Annotated in this window: 5 protein-coding genes and 3 pseudogenes; all 8 read left to right on the top strand. The window is 76.1% G+C overall.

Features of this window, described 5'->3' with window-relative positions; genetic code table 11:
* The coding region (locus IF06_RS0131440; RefSeq protein ID WP_232236826.1) for a phosphopantetheine-binding protein at nucleotides 1–670 on the top strand (670 nt) is incomplete at its 5' end.
* A gap of 245 nt (nucleotides 671–915) precedes the next feature.
* Entirely contained in the window at nucleotides 916–1776 is an 861-nt protein-coding gene (locus tag IF06_RS0131435) for a metallophosphoesterase family protein (RefSeq protein ID WP_030275392.1), read from the top strand.
* Nucleotides 1777–2100: 324 nt separating this feature from the next.
* Nucleotides 2101–6885 (top strand): type I polyketide synthase, encoded by a 4785-nt coding sequence (locus tag IF06_RS34630; protein ID WP_232236825.1) that lies wholly within the window; start codon nucleotides 2101–2103, stop codon nucleotides 6883–6885.
* Nucleotides 6776–7560, top strand: a pseudogene (locus tag IF06_RS35045) (SDR family NAD(P)-dependent oxidoreductase); the annotation flags it as partial. The gene IF06_RS34630 and the pseudogene IF06_RS35045, both read left to right, overlap by 110 nt.
* A gap of 390 nt (nucleotides 7561–7950) precedes the next feature.
* Nucleotides 7951–12519: pseudogene (locus IF06_RS34625) on the top strand (beta-ketoacyl synthase N-terminal-like domain-containing protein); the annotation flags it as partial.
* Between the two features lie 319 nt (nucleotides 12520–12838).
* A pseudogene (locus IF06_RS34620) lies at nucleotides 12839–13429 on the top strand (zinc-binding dehydrogenase); the annotation flags it as partial.
* A 175-nt stretch (nucleotides 13430–13604) separates the two neighbouring features.
* A complete protein-coding gene (locus IF06_RS34615; RefSeq protein WP_232236824.1) occupies nucleotides 13605–15854 on the top strand; it encodes a type I polyketide synthase in 2250 nt (749 codons plus the stop codon).
* A partial coding sequence (locus tag IF06_RS34610; RefSeq protein ID WP_232236823.1) for an acyltransferase domain-containing protein occupies nucleotides 15784–18301 on the top strand: 2518 nt, incomplete at its 3' end. The genes IF06_RS34615 and IF06_RS34610, both read left to right, overlap by 71 nt.

Below are 18301 nucleotides of genomic sequence, written 5' to 3'. Positions count from 1 at the left end.
TGGTGAGGGGCAGGTGGTGGTGGCGGATGTGCGGTGGGATCGGTTTGTGCCGTCGTTCACGGCGTTGCGTCCGTCGCGTCTGTTCACCGACATCCCCGAAGCACAGCCCGCACAGGCCGAGGAGGCGCCGAAGGGCGAGGACCGCGGCGCGGCGTCGGCGCTGCGCGAGCGGCTCGCCGCCGCCTCCGGGTCGGAGCGCGACCGCATCCTGCTCGACCTGGTCCGCGGCACCGCCGCGGCGGTGCTGGGACACGCCACGCCGAGCGGGATCAGGCCCGCCCGCGGCTTCCTCGAACTGGGCTTCGACTCGCTCACCGCAGTCGAGCTGCGCAACCGGCTGACCGCCGCAACGGGCATCGGACTGCCCGCCACCCTCGTCTTCGACCATCCCACCCCGAACGCGCTCGCCGGTCACCTGCGGGCCGAGTTGGCGCCCGAGCAGCCGGCGTTGCCGATCGTGGCCGAGATCGAACGCCTCGACAAGCTCCTCGGCGGGCTGCCGGGCGACCAGGTCGACGACGCGGTCGTCGGTCGGCTGGAGGACCTGCTGACCCGGTGGCGGGGCCGACCCGCCGCCACCGCATCGGCGCCGGCCGCCGCAGAGGAGTTGGAGTCGGCCAGCCGGGACGAGCTCTTCGACATCATCCAGCGGGAGTTCGGCAAGTCCTGAGCGGACACTGCCCGACCCCGGGCGGGACGGGCCGGGGAAAGGGACACCCGACGGTGCCGGACGCCTGACCGGCGCCGTCGGGCAGGCGCGGCTGCCTAGGGGTCCACGTATCCCGTCTAGGGGTGTGCCGGTGCGGGCCCGGCTCCGTAGGGTCGGAGCACGCCAGGCCGTCTCGCCCTGCCCACCGGCAGCCGAGCGGTACGGATGTGGGTGCGTGCGGTACCCCGGATGGACGGGAGGTCCGCATGGCCGGATCCGGCTTGCCTCAACTGCTCGCCATCAGCGACCTGCACGTGGTGCACGCGGAGAACAAGGCCATCGTCGAGCGGCTGCGGCCGGAGCGCGACGGCGACTGGCTCGTCGTCGCCGGCGACGTCGGGGAGTTCGTCGGCGACATCGAGTGGGCGCTGGGACTCCTCAGCCGCCGCTTCGCCAAGGTCATCTGGGCCCCCGGCAACCACGAGCTGTGGACTCCCCGCGAGGACCCGATCCAGCTGCGGGGGGACGCGCGCTACCAGCACCTGGTGCAACTGTGCCGGGGGCTCGGGGTCGTCACCCCGGAGGACCCGTACCCCGTCTGGGACCAGCAGGGCGACGACCCGGTCCTGATCGCGCCGCTGTTCCTGCTCTACGACTACACCTTCCGGCCCCCGGGGACGTACACGAAGGAGCAGGCCCTGGCACGGGCCCACGAGGTCGGCGTGGTCTGCACCGATGAGATCCTGCTGCATCCGGACCCGTACCCGACGCGGGACGCCTGGTGCCGGGCGCGGCTGGCCCTGACGGAGCGGCGGCTGACCGCCGAGCGCGGCGGGCTGCCCACCGTCCTGGTCAACCACTTCCCGCTCGTGCGCGAGCCCACCCGGATCCTGCGGTACCCCGAGTTCGCCCAGTGGTGCGGCACCGAGGCCACGGCCGGCTGGCACGTCCGCTTCGACGCCCGCGTCGCCGTCTACGGCCACCTGCACATCCCGCGCACCACCTGGTACGACGGGGTCCGGTTCGAAGAGGTCTCGGTCGGCTACCCACGGGAGTGGCGCCGCCGCTCGACGCCTCCCGGCCGACTGCGCCGCATCCTGCCGTCGGCCGCCGGGCAGCCCGCCTGAGCGGCCCTCGCGGCGCTGGTCACCGCCGCTCGCCGGGCCTGCCGCGACGCCGCTCGCGGGCTGGTCGATCAGGGGTTCTCTAGGGGTTGGGCGGGCGTTTGGCGCTCAGTACCGTCCAGTCACGGTGGCGGGCATGTGTCGGCGGACCTGTCCGGCGTGGCGGGCGCCTGAGCAGGCACGACAACCGGAATCAGGAACAGGTGTGGGGTCCGTGAGCCGAACGGCCGCGTCTCCGCCCACCTGTGCACGAAGCCGGCCGTCGGCGGTGGTGTGGTCAACGAATCGGCAGATTCCGATCGATAGCAAGCTCTGGGCGGGTGGGTCATGGCGGACGAAGACAAGCTCCTCGAACACCTGAAGTGGGTGACCTCCGAGCTCCGCCTGGCGCGTCGGCGCCTGACCGAGCTGGAGGACGAGGACGCCGAGCCGATCGCGATCGTCGGCATGGCCTGCCGTTTCCCCGGCGGCGTCGCCTCACCGGAGGATCTCTGGGACCTCGTCGCCGGCGGGGTGGACGCCACCGGCACGTTCCCCGACGACCGGGGCTGGGACCTCGACGGGCTCTACGACCCCGACCCCGACCACCCCGGCACCACGTACAGCAACCGGGGCGGCTTCCTGCGCGACGCCGGCCTGTTCGACCCGACCCTGTTCGGGATCTCGCCGCGCGAGGCGCTGGCCATGGACCCGCAGCAGCGGCTCCTGCTCGAGGTGACCTGGGAGGTCTTCGAGCGGGCCGGCATCGACGCCGCGTCGGTGCGGGGCAGCCGTACGGGGGTGTTCGTCGGCACCGCGGGGCAGGACTACACGTCCGTGCTGCGGCAACTGCCCGAGGGCACGGAGGGCTACGTCCTCACCGGCACTGCCGCGAGCGTCATGTCCGGCCGGCTGGCGTACTCCTTCGGGCTGGAGGGGCCGGCCGTCACCATCGACACCGCCTGCTCCTCGTCGCTGGTCGCCCTGCACCTCGCCGGTCAGGCCCTGCGCGACGGCGAGTGCTCCCTCGCCGTGGCCGGCGGCGTCACAGTGCTGGCCACGCCGGGTGCGTTCGTCGAGTTCTCCCGCCAGCGGGGGCTCGCCTCCGACGGGCGGTGCAAGGCGTTCTCCGCCGACGCCGACGGGACCGGCTGGTCCGAGGGCGTCGCCATGCTGCTCGTCGAGAAGCTCTCCGACGCCCGGCGCAACGGGCACCCCGTCCTGGCGGTGATCCGGGGCAGCGCCGTCAACCAGGACGGCGCCAGCAGCGGGCTGACCGCCCCCAACGGTCCCTCGCAGCAGCGGGTCATCCGGCAGGCGCTGGAGAACGCCCGGCTCAGCCCGTCCGACGTGGACGCCGTCGAGGCGCACGGCACGGGCACCCGGCTCGGCGACCCGATCGAGGCACAGGCGCTGCTGGCCACGTACGGGCAGAGCCGCACCGCCGACCGCCCGCTGTGGCTGGGCTCGCTGAAGTCGAACATCGGCCACCCTCAGGCCGCGGCCGGCGCCGGCGGCGTCATCAAGATGGTGATGGCGATGCGGCACGGCGTGCTGCCGCCCACCCTGCACGTGGACCGGCCCTCACCGCACATCGACTGGTCGACCGGCGCGGTGGCCCTGCTCGACGAGGCGCGCCCGTGGGCCGGCGGCGAGCACGTCCGCAGGGCCGGCGTGTCGTCCTTCGGCATGAGCGGCACGAACGCCCACCTGATTCTGGAGCAGGCGCCGGCCCCCGACCCGGCCGGCGACGACGCCACCTGGTCCCGTCGTCCCACCGTCGTGCCCGTGCTGCTCTCCGCCGCGCAGCCGGCCGCGCTCGCCGCCCAGGCCGACCGGTGGGTCCGCCGGCTGACCGGCGACGAGCGACAGCGCCCGCTCGACGTGGCCTTCTCCTCGGCGGTGGCCCGCACGACGCTCGACCGGTGCGCGGTGCTGCTCGCCGGGGACCGCACGGGTCTGCTGGCGGGCCTGCGGTCCCTGGCGGCCGGCGAGCCGTCGGGCATCGTGGTCGCCGGCCAGGCCGGGGACCGGGGTCCGCTGGCGGTGCTCTTCTCCGGCCAGGGCGCGCAGCGCGCCGGCATGGGCCGTGAGCTGTACGCCGAGTTCCCCGTCTTCGCCGTCGCCCTCGACGAGGCGTGCGGGCACCTCGACCGGGTTCTGCCGCGCCCGCTCAAGGAGGTGCTGTTCGCACCGGAGGGCTCCGCCGAGGCGGAGCTGCTGGACCAGACCGCGTTCACCCAGGCCGGACTCTTCGCCGTCGAGGTGGCGCTGTTCCGGCTGGTCGAGTCCATGGGCGTCGCGCCGGACTACGTGGGCGGGCACTCGATCGGGGAGATCGCCGCCGCGCACGTGGCCGGGGTGCTGTCGCTCCAGGACGCCTGCCTGCTGGTGGCGGCGCGGGGCCGGCTGATGCAGGCGCTGCCGTCCGGCGGGGGCATGCTCGCCGTGGCCGCCGACGAGGCGGCCGTGGCGGAGTCGATCGCCGGGCTGACCGACCGGGTCGGCATCGCCGCCGTCAACGGCCCGGCCTCCGTCGTGGTCTCCGGCGCCGTCGACGCCCTCGACGAGGTCGAGCGCGTCTGGCGGGACCGGGGCGCGCGTACCCGCCGGCTGACCGTCAGCCACGCGTTCCACAGCCCGCTGATGGAGCCGGTGCTGGAGCGCTTCCGCGGCATCGTCGAGCGGCTGACCTTCGCCGCGCCCACGCTGCCGATGGTGTCGAACGTGACAGGTGCGCTCGCCGACGCCGACGAGATCCGCACCCCGGACTACTGGGTTCGCCACGTCCGCGAGGCGGTCCGCTACGCCGACGGGCTCGCCGCGCTGCGCGACGCCGGGGTCGACACGTTCCTGGAGGTCGGGCCGCGGAGCGTACTGACCGCGATGACGGCCGACGCGCTGCCCGGCGACGACGTGCTCGCCGTCGCCGCCCAGCGCCCGGACCGGCCCGAGACGCAGGCGCTGCTGCACGCCCTCGCCGAGCTGCACGTGCACGGGGTGCCGGTGTCCTGGCGGGAGTGGTTCGCCGACACCGGCGCCGCCCAGGTCGACCTGCCCACGTACGCCTTCCAGCGGGAGCGGTTCTGGCCCGAGGTGCTGCCGTGGCGGGTCGGCGACGTGTCGGGCGCCGGCCTCGGCGTCGCGGGGCACCCGCTGCTCGGCGCGGCGGTGCGGCTCGCCGGCGACGACGAGGTGGTGCTGACCGGCCGGCTGTCGACGTCGACGCACCAGTGGCTGGCCGACCACGTGATCGCCGGCGCCGTGGTGGTGCCGGGCACCGCCCTGGTGGAGCTGGCGGTCCGCGCCGGCGACGAGGTCGGCGCGTCGCGGGTACGGGAGCTGACCGTGGCGGCGCCGCTGGTGCTGCCCGCGTCCGGCGCGGTACGCGTCCAGGTGCGCGTCGGCGCGGCCGACGAAGCCGCCGTGCGGACGGTGTCCGTGTACTCCCAGCCCGAGGACGACGAGACCGAGTGGGTGCGGCACGCCGACGGCCTGCTCGAACCGGTGTCGACCGACGAGCCGGGCCTCGGCGAGTGGCCGCCGGCGGGCGCGACCGAGGTGGACCTGACCGGCTGGTATCCGGCACTGGCGGAGCACGGCCTGTCGTACGGGCCGGTGTTCCAGGGCGTACGGCGGGCCTGGACGGCCGACGGCGAGGCGTACGCCGAGGTGGCGCTGCCGGACGGGACGGCCGGCGAGGCGGGCGCGTTCGGGGTGCACCCGGCGCTGCTGGACGCCGCGCTGCACCCGGTGGCGCTGCTGCTCGCGGCCGAGGCCACGGGCGGCCCGCGCGTGCCGTTCGCGTTCGAGGGCGTGCAGGTGCACGCCTCGGGCGCCCCGACGCTGCGGGTGCGGCTGACCCGGGACGGCTCCGGGGTGCGGCTGGTCGCCTGCGACGGCTCGAACGCGCCGGTGGTGTCGGTGGACTCGCTGGTGCTGCGGGAGATGACCGCGACGGCGACCCGGGGCGCCGCCGCCCGCTCGCTGTACGAGGTGACCTGGCAGGCGGAGCAGATCGACGGCGTGGACGACCTCGCGGGCTGGGCGGCGCTGGGCGGTGCCGTCCCGGCCGCGCTGGCGGAGCTGCCGGTCTTCGCGGACGTGGCGACCCTGGCGGCGGCCGGCACCACGGCCCGGCAGGTGCTGCTGCCGGTGCCGACCGGCGACCCCGGCGTCGCCGTGCCGGAGGCCGTACGGACGCTCACCGGCTCCGTCCTGGACATGCTGCGCGCCTGGCTCGCCGCCGACGCGCTGGCGGAGTCGAAGCTCGTGGTGGTGACCCGCGGCGCGGTGGCCGCTGCGGACGACGACCGGGTCGGCGACCTGGCCGCCGCCGCCGTCTGGGGCCTGCTGCGCTCGGCGCAGTCCGAGCACCCGGGGCGGATCGTCCTCGCCGACATCGACGGCGAGCTGACCGCCGCGACCCTCGCCGTGCTGGCCGGGGCGGCGGTCGACCCGTCGGTCTCCGGCGGCCAGCTCGCGGTGCGTGGCGAGCGGACCCTCGTGCCGAGGCTGGCGCGACCCGCGGGCGACGAGCTGACGCCGCCGCCCGGCCCGTGGCACCTCGCCCCCGTCACCGGCGGCACACTGGACGGGATCGCGCCGGTGCCGGCCACGCCCGCCGAGCTGGGCGAGGACCAGGTGCGCATCGCGGTGCGCGCAGCGGGCGTGAACTTCCGTGACGTGCTGATCGGGCTGGGCATGTACCCGGATCCGGCGGCCGTGCTGGGCAGCGAGGGCGCGGGCGTCGTGGTCGAGGTCGGCCCGGGCGTGACCGACCTGGCTCCCGGCGACCGCGTGCTCGGCATGTTCGAACTCGGCTTCAGCCCGCAGGCGGTGGCACACCGGCAGCGGATCGCCAGGATGCCCGCCGACTGGTCCTTCACCCAGGCCGCGTCGGTTCCGCTGGTCTTCCTGACCGCGTACTACGCGCTGCGGGACCTCGCCGGGCTGCGGGCCGGTGAGTCGGTGCTGATCCACAACGGCGCGGGTGGCGTCGGCATGGCCGCGATCCAGCTCGGTGGCCGAGGAGCGGATCGCGTCGTCGCGGACCACCGAGTTCGAGCAGACCTTCGGCGCGGCCACCGGCGGCGCCGGGATGGACGTGGTGCTCGACGCGTTGGCCGGTGAGTTCGTGGATGCGTCGCTGCGGCTGCTGCCGCGCGGCGGCCGGTTCGTGGAGATGGGCAAGGCCGACGTACGCGACCCGGAGGCGGTCGCCGCCGGGCACCCGGGCGTGGTCTACCGCGCGTTCGACCTCAACGAGGCCGGGCACCGGCGCATCGGGGAGATGCTCACCGAGCTGCTCGACCTGTTCGCGCGCGGCGCGCTGCGCCCGCTGCCCGTACGGGCGTGGGACGTGCGTCAGGCCCGGCAGGCGCTGCGGCACGTCAGCCAGGCCCGCCACGTCGGCAAGGTGGTGCTGCGCATCCCCGCGCCCGTGGACCCCGAGGGCACCGTGCTGGTCACCGGCGCAGGGGGCGCTCTCGCCGGCGTGCTCGCCCGGCACCTCGTCGCCACCGGCCAGGCCCGGCACCTGCTGCTGGCCTCCCGCCGCGCACCCGGCCGGGACGACGCGTACGCCACCCTGCTCCGGGAACTGACCGACGCGGGCGCCGACGTCACCGCCGTGGCCGTCGACGTCAGCGACCCCGCCCAGGTCACCGAGCTGGTCGCCGGGATCGACCCGGCGCACCCGCTGACGGCTGTGGTGCACACCGCCGGGGTGATCGCGGACGCGACCATCGGTTCGGCTCGCCGGGGCAGGGCAACTACGCGGCGGCGAACGCGTTCCTCGACGCCCTCGCCGAGTACCGGCGCGAGCAGGGGCTGCCCGCCACCAGCATCGCCTGGGGCATGTGGGCCACCGACAGCACGATGACCGCCCACCTCGACGGCGACGACCAGCAGCGGCTGCGGCGCGTCGGGATGAGCCGGCTCTCCCCGGCCGAGGGCGCCGAACTCTTCGACGCCGCCCTGCCGGCCGCCCGGCCGGTCGTCGTCGCGGCCCGACTCCACGTCACCGGCGAGGCCAGCGGTGTGCCGCCGCTGATGCGGCACCTGCTGCGCGGCGGCGGCCGACGCCGTACCGCTGGCGACCGGCCGACCGCCGGCGCGTCGTGGCGCGACCGGCTCGCCGGCCTCTCCGAGGCCGATGCCCGCCAGGCGCTCGTCGACCTGGTCTGCGGCCAGGCCGCCACGGTGCTGGGGCACGCCTCGGCGCAGTCGGTTCCCGCCGCCCGGGCCTTCAAGGACCTGGGCTTCGACTCGCTGACCTCGGTGGAACTACGCAACCGCCTCGGTGCGGCCACCGGGCTGCGACTGACCGCCACGCTGGCCTTCGACCACCCCACCCCGGCCCGGCTGGCCGAGCACCTGTTCGCGCAGCTCGGCCCGGCCACGGGCACCGGCGCCACCGTCCGTACGGTCGTCACCGCCGACGCCGACGAGCCGATCGCCATCATCGGCATGGCCTGCCGCTACCCCGGCGGCGTCGCCACCCCCGAGCAGCTGTGGCAGCTCGTCACCTCCGGGGCCGACGCCGTCGGTGACTTCCCGGCCGACCGCGGCTGGGACCTCGACCGGCTGTACGGCACCGACGGCGACCAGGCCGGCGGCACCGTCACCCACCAGGGCGGCTTCCTCTACGACGCGGCCGACTTCGACGCCGGCTTCTTCAACATCAGCCCCCGCGAGGCCCTCGCCATGGACCCGCAGCAGCGGCTGCTGCTGGAGACCGCCTGGGAGAGCTTCGAGTACGCCCGCATCGACCCCGCCGCCCTCAGCGGCACCGCCACCGGTGTCTTCGTCGGCGCCGCCTCCTCCGGCTACGCCACCAGCGGACGTGACGACCTGGACGGCCTCGAGGGGCACCTGCTGACCGGCACGGCGGGCAGCGTCGCCTCCGGACGGGTCGCCTACATGTTCGGCCTCGAAGGCCCGGCGGTCACCGTCGACACCGCCTGCTCCTCGTCCCTGGTGGCGCTACACCTCGCCGCCCAGGCGCTGCGCGGCGGCGAGTGCGACATGGCCCTGGCCGGCGGGGTGGCACTCATGGCGCAGCCCGGCATGTTCTCCGAGTTCTCCCGGCAGGGCGGGCTGGCCCCCGACGGGCGGTGCAAGGCGTTCGCCGCCGGCGCGGACGGCACCGGCTGGGCCGAGGGCGTCGGCATGCTGCTCGTGGAGCGCCTCTCCGACGCCCGGCGCAACGGCCACCGGGTGCTCGCGGTGCTGCGCGGCTCCGCGGTCAACTCCGACGGCGCGTCGAACGGGCTGACCGCCCCGAACGGCCCGTCCCAGCAGCGGGTCATCCGCCAGGCCCTGGAGAACGCGCGGCTCGACGCGGCCGACGTGGACGCCGTCGAGGCGCACGGCACCGGCACCGTCCTCGGCGACCCGATCGAGGCGCAGGCGGTGCTGGCCACCTACGGGCAGGACCGCGCCGACGGCGAGCCGCTCTGGCTCGGCTCGATCAAGTCGAACATCGGCCACTCCCAGGCGGCGGCCGGGGTGGCCGGCGTGATCAAGATGGTGCTGGCGATTCGGCACGGCGTGCTGCCGCCGACCCTGCACGTGGACCAGCCCTCGCCCCACGTCGACTGGAGCGCCGGGGCCGTCGCCCTGCTCACCGAGGCCCGGCCGTGGCCCGCCGTCGACCGGCCGCGCCGGGCCGCCGTGTCGTCGTTCGGCATCAGCGGCACCAACGCGCACACCATCATCGAGCAGGCGCCCGACGAGCCGGCCCCGGCGACGGCCGCACCGGCGGGGCACGTTCCCGGCCTGGTCGGGCCCGCCGCCGTACCCCTGCCGGTCTCCGGCAGAAGCCCCCGCGCGCTCCGGGCGCAGGCCGCCCGCCTCGGCGAACGGCTCGCCGGCGACGCCGGCCTCGACCCGCGCGACCTCGGCTTCTCCCTGGCCACCCAGCGGGCGCACCACCCGTACCGGGCGGTCGTCGTGGCCGCCGACCGGGACGACGCGCTCGCCCGCCTGGCCGCCCTCGCCGACGGCGACAGCTCCCCGGCGGGCGCGGACGCCGCGTCGAAGGTCGTCTTCGTCTTCCCCGGCCAGGGCTCCCAGTGGACTTCGATGGCGCTGGACCTGATGGAGACCTCGCCGGTCTTCCGGCAGCGGATGGGCGAGTGCGCCGAGGAACTGTCCCGCCTGGTCGACTGGTCCCTGGAGGACGTGCTGCGGCAGGCGCCCGGCGCGCCACCCCTGGACCGGGTGGACGTGGTCCAGCCCGCGCTCTTCTCCGTCATGGTGTCCCTCGCGCAGCTCTGGCGCTCGTGCGGCGTGGAACCGGCCGCCGTCGTCGGGCACTCGCAGGGGGAACTCGCCGCGGCCTGCGTCGCCGGCGCGTTGACCCTCGCCGAAGCCGCGCGGCTCGTCGTGGCGCGCAGCCGCGGCCTGCTGGCGATCGCGGGTCGCGGCGGCATGGTCTCCGTCCCGCTCCCGGCCGCCGACACCGAGCGGCTCATCGCGCCGTGGCGGGGCAGCCTCTCCGTCGCCGCCCTCAACGGCGTCGCCGTGACCGTGGTCGCGGGCGACTCGGCGTCGGTCGCCGAGCTGCTCGCGCACTGCGCCGAGCGCGACGTCCGCGCCCGCCAGGTCGCCGTCGACTTCGCGGCGCACAGCGGCCACGTCGACCCGATCCGCGACGAGGTGACCGCCGGGTTCGGCACTGTGGACCCCCGCACCAGCACCGTGGCCTTCCACTCCACCGTCACGGGCGAGCCGATCGACACCGCCGGGCTCGACGCCGACTACTGGTACCGCAACCTGCGGGAAACGGTCCGGCTGGCGCCGGTCGTGGACCAGCTGATCGAGCAGGGCTTCCGGACCTTCGTCGAGGTCAGCCCGCACCCCGTACTCAAGATCGCCGTGCAGGACGCGCTCGACCGGGCGGCCGGCGGCGGCGTGGTGGTGGGCTCGCTGCGCCGCGACGAGCACGGACCGCGGCAGCTGCTGGCCAACCTCGGCGAGCTGCACGTCGCCGGTGTGCCCGTCGACTGGTCGCGCGTCTTCGCCGGCTCCGGCGCCACCCCTGTCGACCTGCCCACGTACGCCTTCCAGCGGGACCGGTTCTGGCCGGCGCTGGACCGCTCCGCCACCGGCGACGTGTCGGGCGCGGGGCTGGGCGCGGCCGGGCACGGGCTGCTCGGCGCGGCGGTGCGCCTCGCCGGCGACGACGAGGTCGTGCTGACCGGCCGGCTGTCGGCGTCCACGCACCCGTGGCTGGCCGACCACGTGGTCGGCGGCGCCGTGGTGCTGCCGGGCACGGCCCTGGTCGAGCTCGCGGTGCGCGCCGGCGACGAGGTCGGCACCTCCCGGGTGCGGGAGCTGACCGTCGCCGCGCCGCTGGTGCTGCCGAACCCGGGCGCGGTCCGCGTGCAGGTGCGCGTCGGCGCGGCCGACGGCTCCGGAACCCGGAGCGTGGCGGTGCACTCGCAGCCCGACGGCGACCCCGGGGACTCCTGGACGCGGCACGCCGACGGTCTGCTGGAGCAGGCCACCGACGAGCCGACGCTGGGCTCCTGGCCGCCGGCCGGGGGCACCGAGGTGGACCTCGCCGGCTGGTATCCGGCGCTCGCGGAGCGCGGCCTGGCCTACGGGCCGGCGTTCCGGGGCCTGCGGCGGCTGTGGACCGCCGGCGACGAGGCGTACGCCGAGGTCGCCCTGCCGGACGAGGCGGCCGACGACGCCGCCGGCTTCGCCGTGCACCCGGCGCTGCTGGACGCCGCCCTGCACCCCGTCGGGCTGCTGACGGCCGAGCGCTCCGGCGGACCGCGCGTGCCGTTCGCGTTCGAGGGCGTGCAGGTGCACGCCTCCGGCGCCAGGACGCTGCGGGTACGGCTGACCCGGGCGGGCTCGCGCGTGCGGCTGGTGGCCGGCGACGAGTCCGGCGCGCCCGTGGTGTCAGTCGAGTCGCTCGCCATGCGGGAGATGACCGACGCCACCGGCGCGGAGGCCGCGCAGCGGTCGCTGTTCGAGGTGACGTGGCCGGTCGAGGCGGTCACCCCGGCGCGGGACGTCACCGGCTGGGCGCTGCTCGGCGACGGACCCGCCCCGGCGGGCCTCGCCACGCCGGTGTTCCCGACCGTCGACGAGCTGACCGCGGCGGTCGCGGCCGGCACGGTCGAGGCGCCCCGCGCGCTCGTGGTCCCCGTGCCCGCCGGCACCCCCGGGGGCGACCTGCCCGACGAAGTCCGTACGGCCACCGCTCGTGTCCTGGCCGTGCTGCACCGCTGGCTGGACAGCGAGGCGCTGACCGACACCACGCTCGTGGTGCTGACCCGCGCGGCGGTGGCCGCCACCCCGGCGGACGCGGTGCGGGACCTGCCCGGCGCGGCGGTCTGGGGTCTGCTGCGCTCGGCGCAGTCCGAGCACCCGGGGCGGATCGTCCTCGCCGACGTCGACGGGGACCTCACCCCGGCCACCCTCGCCGTGCTCGCCGCCGTCGCCGAGAACCCCTCGCCGACCGGCGGCCAGGTGGCCGTACGCGGCGACGAGGTGCGCACGCCCCGCCTGGGCCGGCCCGCCGGCCAGGCCGCCGACGAACTCGTCCCGCCGGACGGACTGTGGCGGGTCGGGGCGGTCAGCCCCGGAACCCTCGACGGTGTCGGCATGGTGCCCGCCACCTCCGTCGCCCTGGACGCGGGTCAGGTGCGCATCGCGGTGCGCGCGGCCGGCGTGAACTTCCGTGACGTGCTGATCGGGCTGGGCATGTACCCGGATCCGGCGGCCGTGCTGGGCAGCGAGGGCGCGGGCGTCGTGATCGAGGTCGGCCCGGGCGTGACCGACCTGGTCCCCGGCGACCGCGTGCTCGGCATGTTCGAGCCGGCCTTCGCCCCCGAGGTGATCGCCACCCGCGACCTCGTGGCGAGGATCCCCGCCGGTTGGTCCTTCGCGCAGGCCGCCTCCGTGCCGGTGGTGTTCCTGACCGCGTACTACGCGCTGCGGGACCTGGCCGACCTGCGGGCCGGTGAGTCGGTGCTGATCCACAACGGCGCGGGCGGCGTCGGCATGGCCGCGATCCAGCTCGCCCGGCACTGGGGCGCGACGGTGTACGCCACCGCCAGCCCCGGTGGCCGAGGAGCGGATCGCGTCGTCGCGGACCACCGAGTTCGAGCAGACCTTCGGCGCGGCCACCGGCGGCGCCGGGATGGACGTGGTGCTCGACGCCCTCGCCGGTGGCTTCGTGGACGCGTCGCTGCGGCTGCTGCCGCGCGGCGGCCGGTTCGTGGAGATGGGCAAGGCCGACGTACGCGACCCGGAGGCGGTCGCCGCTGGGCACCCGGGCGTGGTCTACCGCGCGTTCGACCTCAACGAGGCCGGGCACCGGCGCATCGGGGAGATGCTCACCGAACTGCTCGACCTGTTCGCGCGGGGCGCGCTGCGCCCGCTGCCCCTGCGGGCGTGGGACGTACGCCAGGCCCGGCAGGCGCTGCGCCACATGAGTCAGGCCCGCCACATCGGCAAGGTCGTCCTGCGGGTGCCCGCCCCCGCCGACCCGGACGGCACCGTGCTCGTCACCGGCGCCGGCGGCGCCCTCGCCGGCGTGTTCGCCCGGCACCTCGTCGCCACCGGCCAGGCCCGGCACCTGCTGCTGGCCTCCCGCCGTGGCCCCGAGCACTACCGGGAGCTGGTCGACGAGCTGACCCGCGCGGGCGCCCGGGTCACCGCCGGCACCGCCGACGTGACCGACCCCGCGCAGGTGACCCGGCGGCTCGCCGGGGCAGGGCAACTACGCGGCGGCGAACGCGTTCCTCGACGCCCTCGCCGAGTACCGGCGCGAGCAGGGGCTGCCCGCCACCAGCATCGCGTGGGGGCTGTGGGCCACCAGCAGCGCCATGACCGCCCACCTGGGCGGCAGCGCGCACCGCAAGGCGATCCGCGCCACCAGCGCCCCGCTGACCGACCGGCAGGGCGTGGCACTGTACGAGCTGGCGCGACAGCGCGACGCGGCGCACCTCGTCCTCATGAACCTGCCGCCGGCGTCGCGGCCGACCGGCCAGAACGTGCCCAGCCTGCTGCGGGACCTGGTCCGCGCGGGCGGACCGGCCCGGCGCGCGGTGGGGCGCGGCCTCGCGGACACCGCCTCCGTACGGGACCGGCTGGCGACGCTCGGCCCGGCGGAGCGGCGCTCCCACCTGCTCGACCTGGTGGCCACCAGCGTGGCGGCAGTGCTCGGGCACCGCTCGGCCGAGACCGTCGACGCCCAGCGCGCCTTCAAGGAACTGGGCTTCGACTCGCTCACCTCGGTGGAACTGCGCAACCGGCTCTCCGCCGCCACCGGCCTGCGGCTGCCCGCGACCGTGGCGTTCGACTACCCGACCCCCGTGGTGCTCGCCGAGTTCCTGGACCGGGAGCTCGGCGGCGCGGCGACCGTGGACCGGCCCGTGGCGGCCGGCACCGCCGCCGCCCTCGACGAACCGATCGCCATCATCGGCATGGCCTGCCGGTTCCCCGGCGACGTGCAGACCCCCGAGCAGCTGTGGGACGTGGTCACCGCCGGCACCGACGTCATCTCGCCCTTCCCCACCGACCGGGGCTGGAACCTCGACGACCTGCGCGCCGGCGACCAGGACCCGGACGCCGTACCGCGGCAGGGCGGCTTCCTCCACGACGCCGCCCAGTTCGACGCCGCCTTCTTCGGGATCTCCCCCCGCGAGGCCCTGGCGATGGACCCGCAGCAGCGGCTGCTGCTGGAGACCTCCTGGGAGGCATTCGAGCGGGCCGGGATCGACCCCCACTCGGCACGGGGCAGCAGCACCGGCGTCTACGTCGGGCTCATCTACCACGACTACGCCTCCCAGGCCGCGGGCGGCACCGACGACCTGGACGGCCACGTCGGCAACGGCAGCGCGGGCAGCGTCGCCTCCGGCCGCATCTCGTACCTGTTCGGCCTGGAGGGCCCCGCCGTCACCGTCGACACCGCCTGCTCGTCGTCGCTGGTGGCGCTGCACCTGGCCACCCAGGCGCTGCGGCAGGACGAGTGCCGCCTCGCCCTCGCCGGCGGGGTGAGCGTCATGTCCACCCCCGGCATGCTCACCGAGTTCTCCCGGCAGCGCGGCCTGTCGCCCGACGGGCGGTGCAAGGCGTTCGGCGCAGGCGCCGACGGCACCGGCTTCGCCGAGGGCGTCGGCATGCTCCTGCTGGAGCGCCTCTCCGACGCGCAGCGCAACGGCCACCGGGTGCTCGCCGTCGTCCGGGGCAGCGCCGTCAACCAGGACGGCGCCAGCAGCGGCCTGACCGCGCCGAACGGCCCCGCCCAGCAGCGGGTGATCCGGCAGGCGCTCGCCAACGCCCGGCTCGCCACCACCGACGTCGACGCCGTCGAGGCGCACGGCACCGGCACCGCCCTCGGAGACCCGATCGAGGCGCAGGCGCTGCTGGCCACGTACGGGCAGGGCCGACCGCAGGACCATCCACTGTGGCTGGGGTCGGTCAAGTCGAACATCGGCCACGCCCAGGCGGCGGCCGGTGTCGCCGGTGTGATCAAGATGGTGCTGGCCATGCGGCACGGCATCCTGCCGCCGACTCTGCACGCCGAGAAGCCGTCCCCGCACATCGACTGGACGGCCGGGTCGGTCGCCCTTCTCACCGAGGCGCGGCCGTGGCCGGCCGTCGACCGGCCCCGCCGCGCGGCGGTGTCGTCGTTCGGCATCAGCGGCACCAACGCCCACACCATCGTCGAGCAGGCCCCCGAGCCCGCCCCGGCGCAGGCCGCACCCGCCACGGGCGTCCCGGGCGACCTCGTCGCCTGCGTCCTGTCGGCCCGCGACGCCGCCGCCCTGCACGAGCAGGCGCGCCGGCTGCGGACCCTCGTCGACGGCGAGCCGGACCTGACCGTCGCCGACGTCGGCCGGGCGCTCGCCACCGCCCGCAGCGCCTTCGAGCACCGCGCCGTGCTGCTGCCCGGCGACCGCGCCGGACTGCTCGCCGCCCTCGGCGCGCTGGCCGACGACGAGCCCTCGGCCGCCGTCGTGCGGGGAATCGCCCGCAGCGGCCGCACCGCCGTCCGTCGAGGTGGCCCTGTTCCGCCTGGTCGAGTCGTTCGGTGTCGCGCCGGACCTGGTGGCCGGGCACTCCATCGGTGAGATCGCGGCGGCGCACGTGGCGGGTGTGTTCTCCCTGGCCGACGCGTGCGCGCTGGTCGCGGCGCGGGGTCGGCTGATGCAGGCCCTGCCGGCCGGTGGTGGCATGCTCGCCGTCGCCGCCGACGAGGCGGCGGTGGCCGAGTCGATCGTCCCGTTCGCCGACCGGGTCGGCGTCGCCGCCGTCAACGGCCCCACCGCCGTGGTGGTCTCCGGCGCCGCCGAGGCCCTCGACGAGGTGCAGCGGGCCTGGACGGACCGGGGTGTGCGTACGCGCCGGCTCACCGTCAGCCACGCGTTCCACAGCCCGCTCATGGAGCCGATGCTGGCCGAGTTCCGGCAGGTGCTCGACGGGCTGACGTTCCACTGGCCCGTCCTGCCGATCGTGTCGAACCTGACCGGCCGGATCGCGGACCCCGACGAGATCGGCACCCCCGACTACTGGGTCCGCCACCTACGGGAGACCGTCCGGTTCGCCGACGGGGTCGCGAGCCTGCGTGAGCGCAACGTCCGTACGTTCCTCGAACTGGGCCCCGACGCGGTGCTCGCCGGCATGGTGGGCGCCTGCCTGCCGGACGACGACGCGGCGACGGTCGTGGCGACCCTGCGCCCCGGCCGACCCGAGCCGGCGTCGCTGGTCCATGCGCTTGCGGAGCTGTACGCGCACGGCACGCCGGTCACCTGGACCGCGCTCCTGCCGGCCGGAACCCGCCCCGTCGACCTGCCGACGTACCCGTTCCAGCGGCAGCGCTTCTGGCCGGCCGTGGGCCGGCTGCGCGCCGGCGACGTCAGCGGCGCCGGCCTCGGCGTGGCCGAGCACGGGCTGCTCGGCGCTGCCGTGGACCTGGCCGGCGACGACGAGATCGTGCTGACCGGCCGGATCTCCCCGACCACCCACCCCTGGCTGGCCGACCACGTCGTCTCCGGTGTGACGCTGGTCCCGGGCACGGCCCTCGTGGAGCTGGCCGTCCGCGCCGGCGACGAGGCGGACCTGCCGCGGCTGCGGGACCTGACGGTGCTCGTGCCGCTGGTGCTCCCCGAGTCCGGCGCCATACGGATCCAGGTGCGGGTGTCCGCGTCGGAGTCCCCGCAGCGTCCCGTCGCCGTCTACTCCCGCCCCGACGACGATCCCGAGGCGGGCTGGACCCGGCACGCGGAGGGCGTGCTGGAACCGGCCACGGCCGACGAACCGCAGCCGGCCGCCTGGCCGCCCGCCGGCGCCACCGAGGTGGACCTGACCGGCTGGTATCCGGCGCTGCTCGAACACGGCCTGTCGTACGGGCCGGCGTTCCAGGGGCTGCGCCGGGTGTGGACCGGCGAGGACGACGTCTTCGCCGAGGTGGTCCTGCCGGACGACGCGGCGACCGAGGCGGCGCGCTTCGGCGTGCACCCGGCGCTGCTGGACGCCGCCCTGCACCCGATCGGGCTGCTGCCCGGCACCGAGGAGTCGGGCGGGCCGCGCGTACCGTTCGCCTTCGAGGGCGTGCAGGTGCACGCCTCCGGCGCGAGGCTGCTGCGGGTGCGGTTGACCCGCAACGGCTCCGCGGTGCGGCTGACCGCCCGCGACGAGGCGGGCGCGCCGGTGGTGTCGGTGGACTCCCTCGTCCTGCGGGAGCTGACCGGCTTGGCCGCCCCGAGCGCGGCGTCGCGTTCCCTGTTCGAGGTGGCCTGGCAGGCCGAGGAGGCCGACCCGGTCGACGACGCGTCGGGCTGGGCGGTGCTGGGCGGGCCGGCCCTGCCGGGCGTCCCCGGCGGCCCCTCCGCCGAGACGATCCGGCAGCTGCGCGCCGCCATCGACGCCGGCATCGCCCCGCCGCGCCTGCTGCTCTTCACGCCGGCCGCGTCGCCCGCCGACGACGGCGACCCGGCGCGGACCGTCCGCACGGTCACCGCCGACGTGCTGGGCCTGGTGCAGGCGTGGCTGGCCGTCGACGCGCTGGCCGACTCGAAGCTCGCGGTGGTGACCCGGGGCGCGCTGGCCGTCCGCGACGGGGACCGGGTGACCGACCTGGCCGCGGCGGCGGTGTGGGGCCTGCTGCGCTCCGCGCAGTCCGAGCACCCGGGCCGCATCGTCCTGGCCGACGTCGACGACGCGATCGACCCCGGCACGCTGGGCGTCCTGGCCCGCTTCGCCGCGGACCCGGCCGGCGGCCAGTTGGCCGTCCGCTCGGGTGGGGTGTTCGTGCCGCGTCTGGTGAGTGCGGTCGCTGCGGCGTCGGTGGAGACGCCGGTCGTGGGTGACGGTGCGGTGCTGGTGACCGGTGGTACGGGTGCGTTGGGTGCGCTGGTGGCGGAGCATCTGGTGTCGGTGCATGGTGTGCGGTCGCTGGTGCTGGTGTCGCGGCGTGGTCCGGAGGCTGTGGGTGCGGGTGAGTTGTCGGAGCGGTTGTCGGCGTTGGGTGCGTCGGTGCGGGTGGTCGCGTGTGATGTGACGGACCGGGACCAGGTGT

Source organism: Micromonospora globosa, assembly GCF_000717585.1.
GTDB lineage: Bacteria > Actinomycetota > Actinomycetes > Mycobacteriales > Micromonosporaceae > Micromonospora > Micromonospora aurantiaca.
This window is presented reverse-complemented; position numbering and strand designations above follow the sequence as displayed.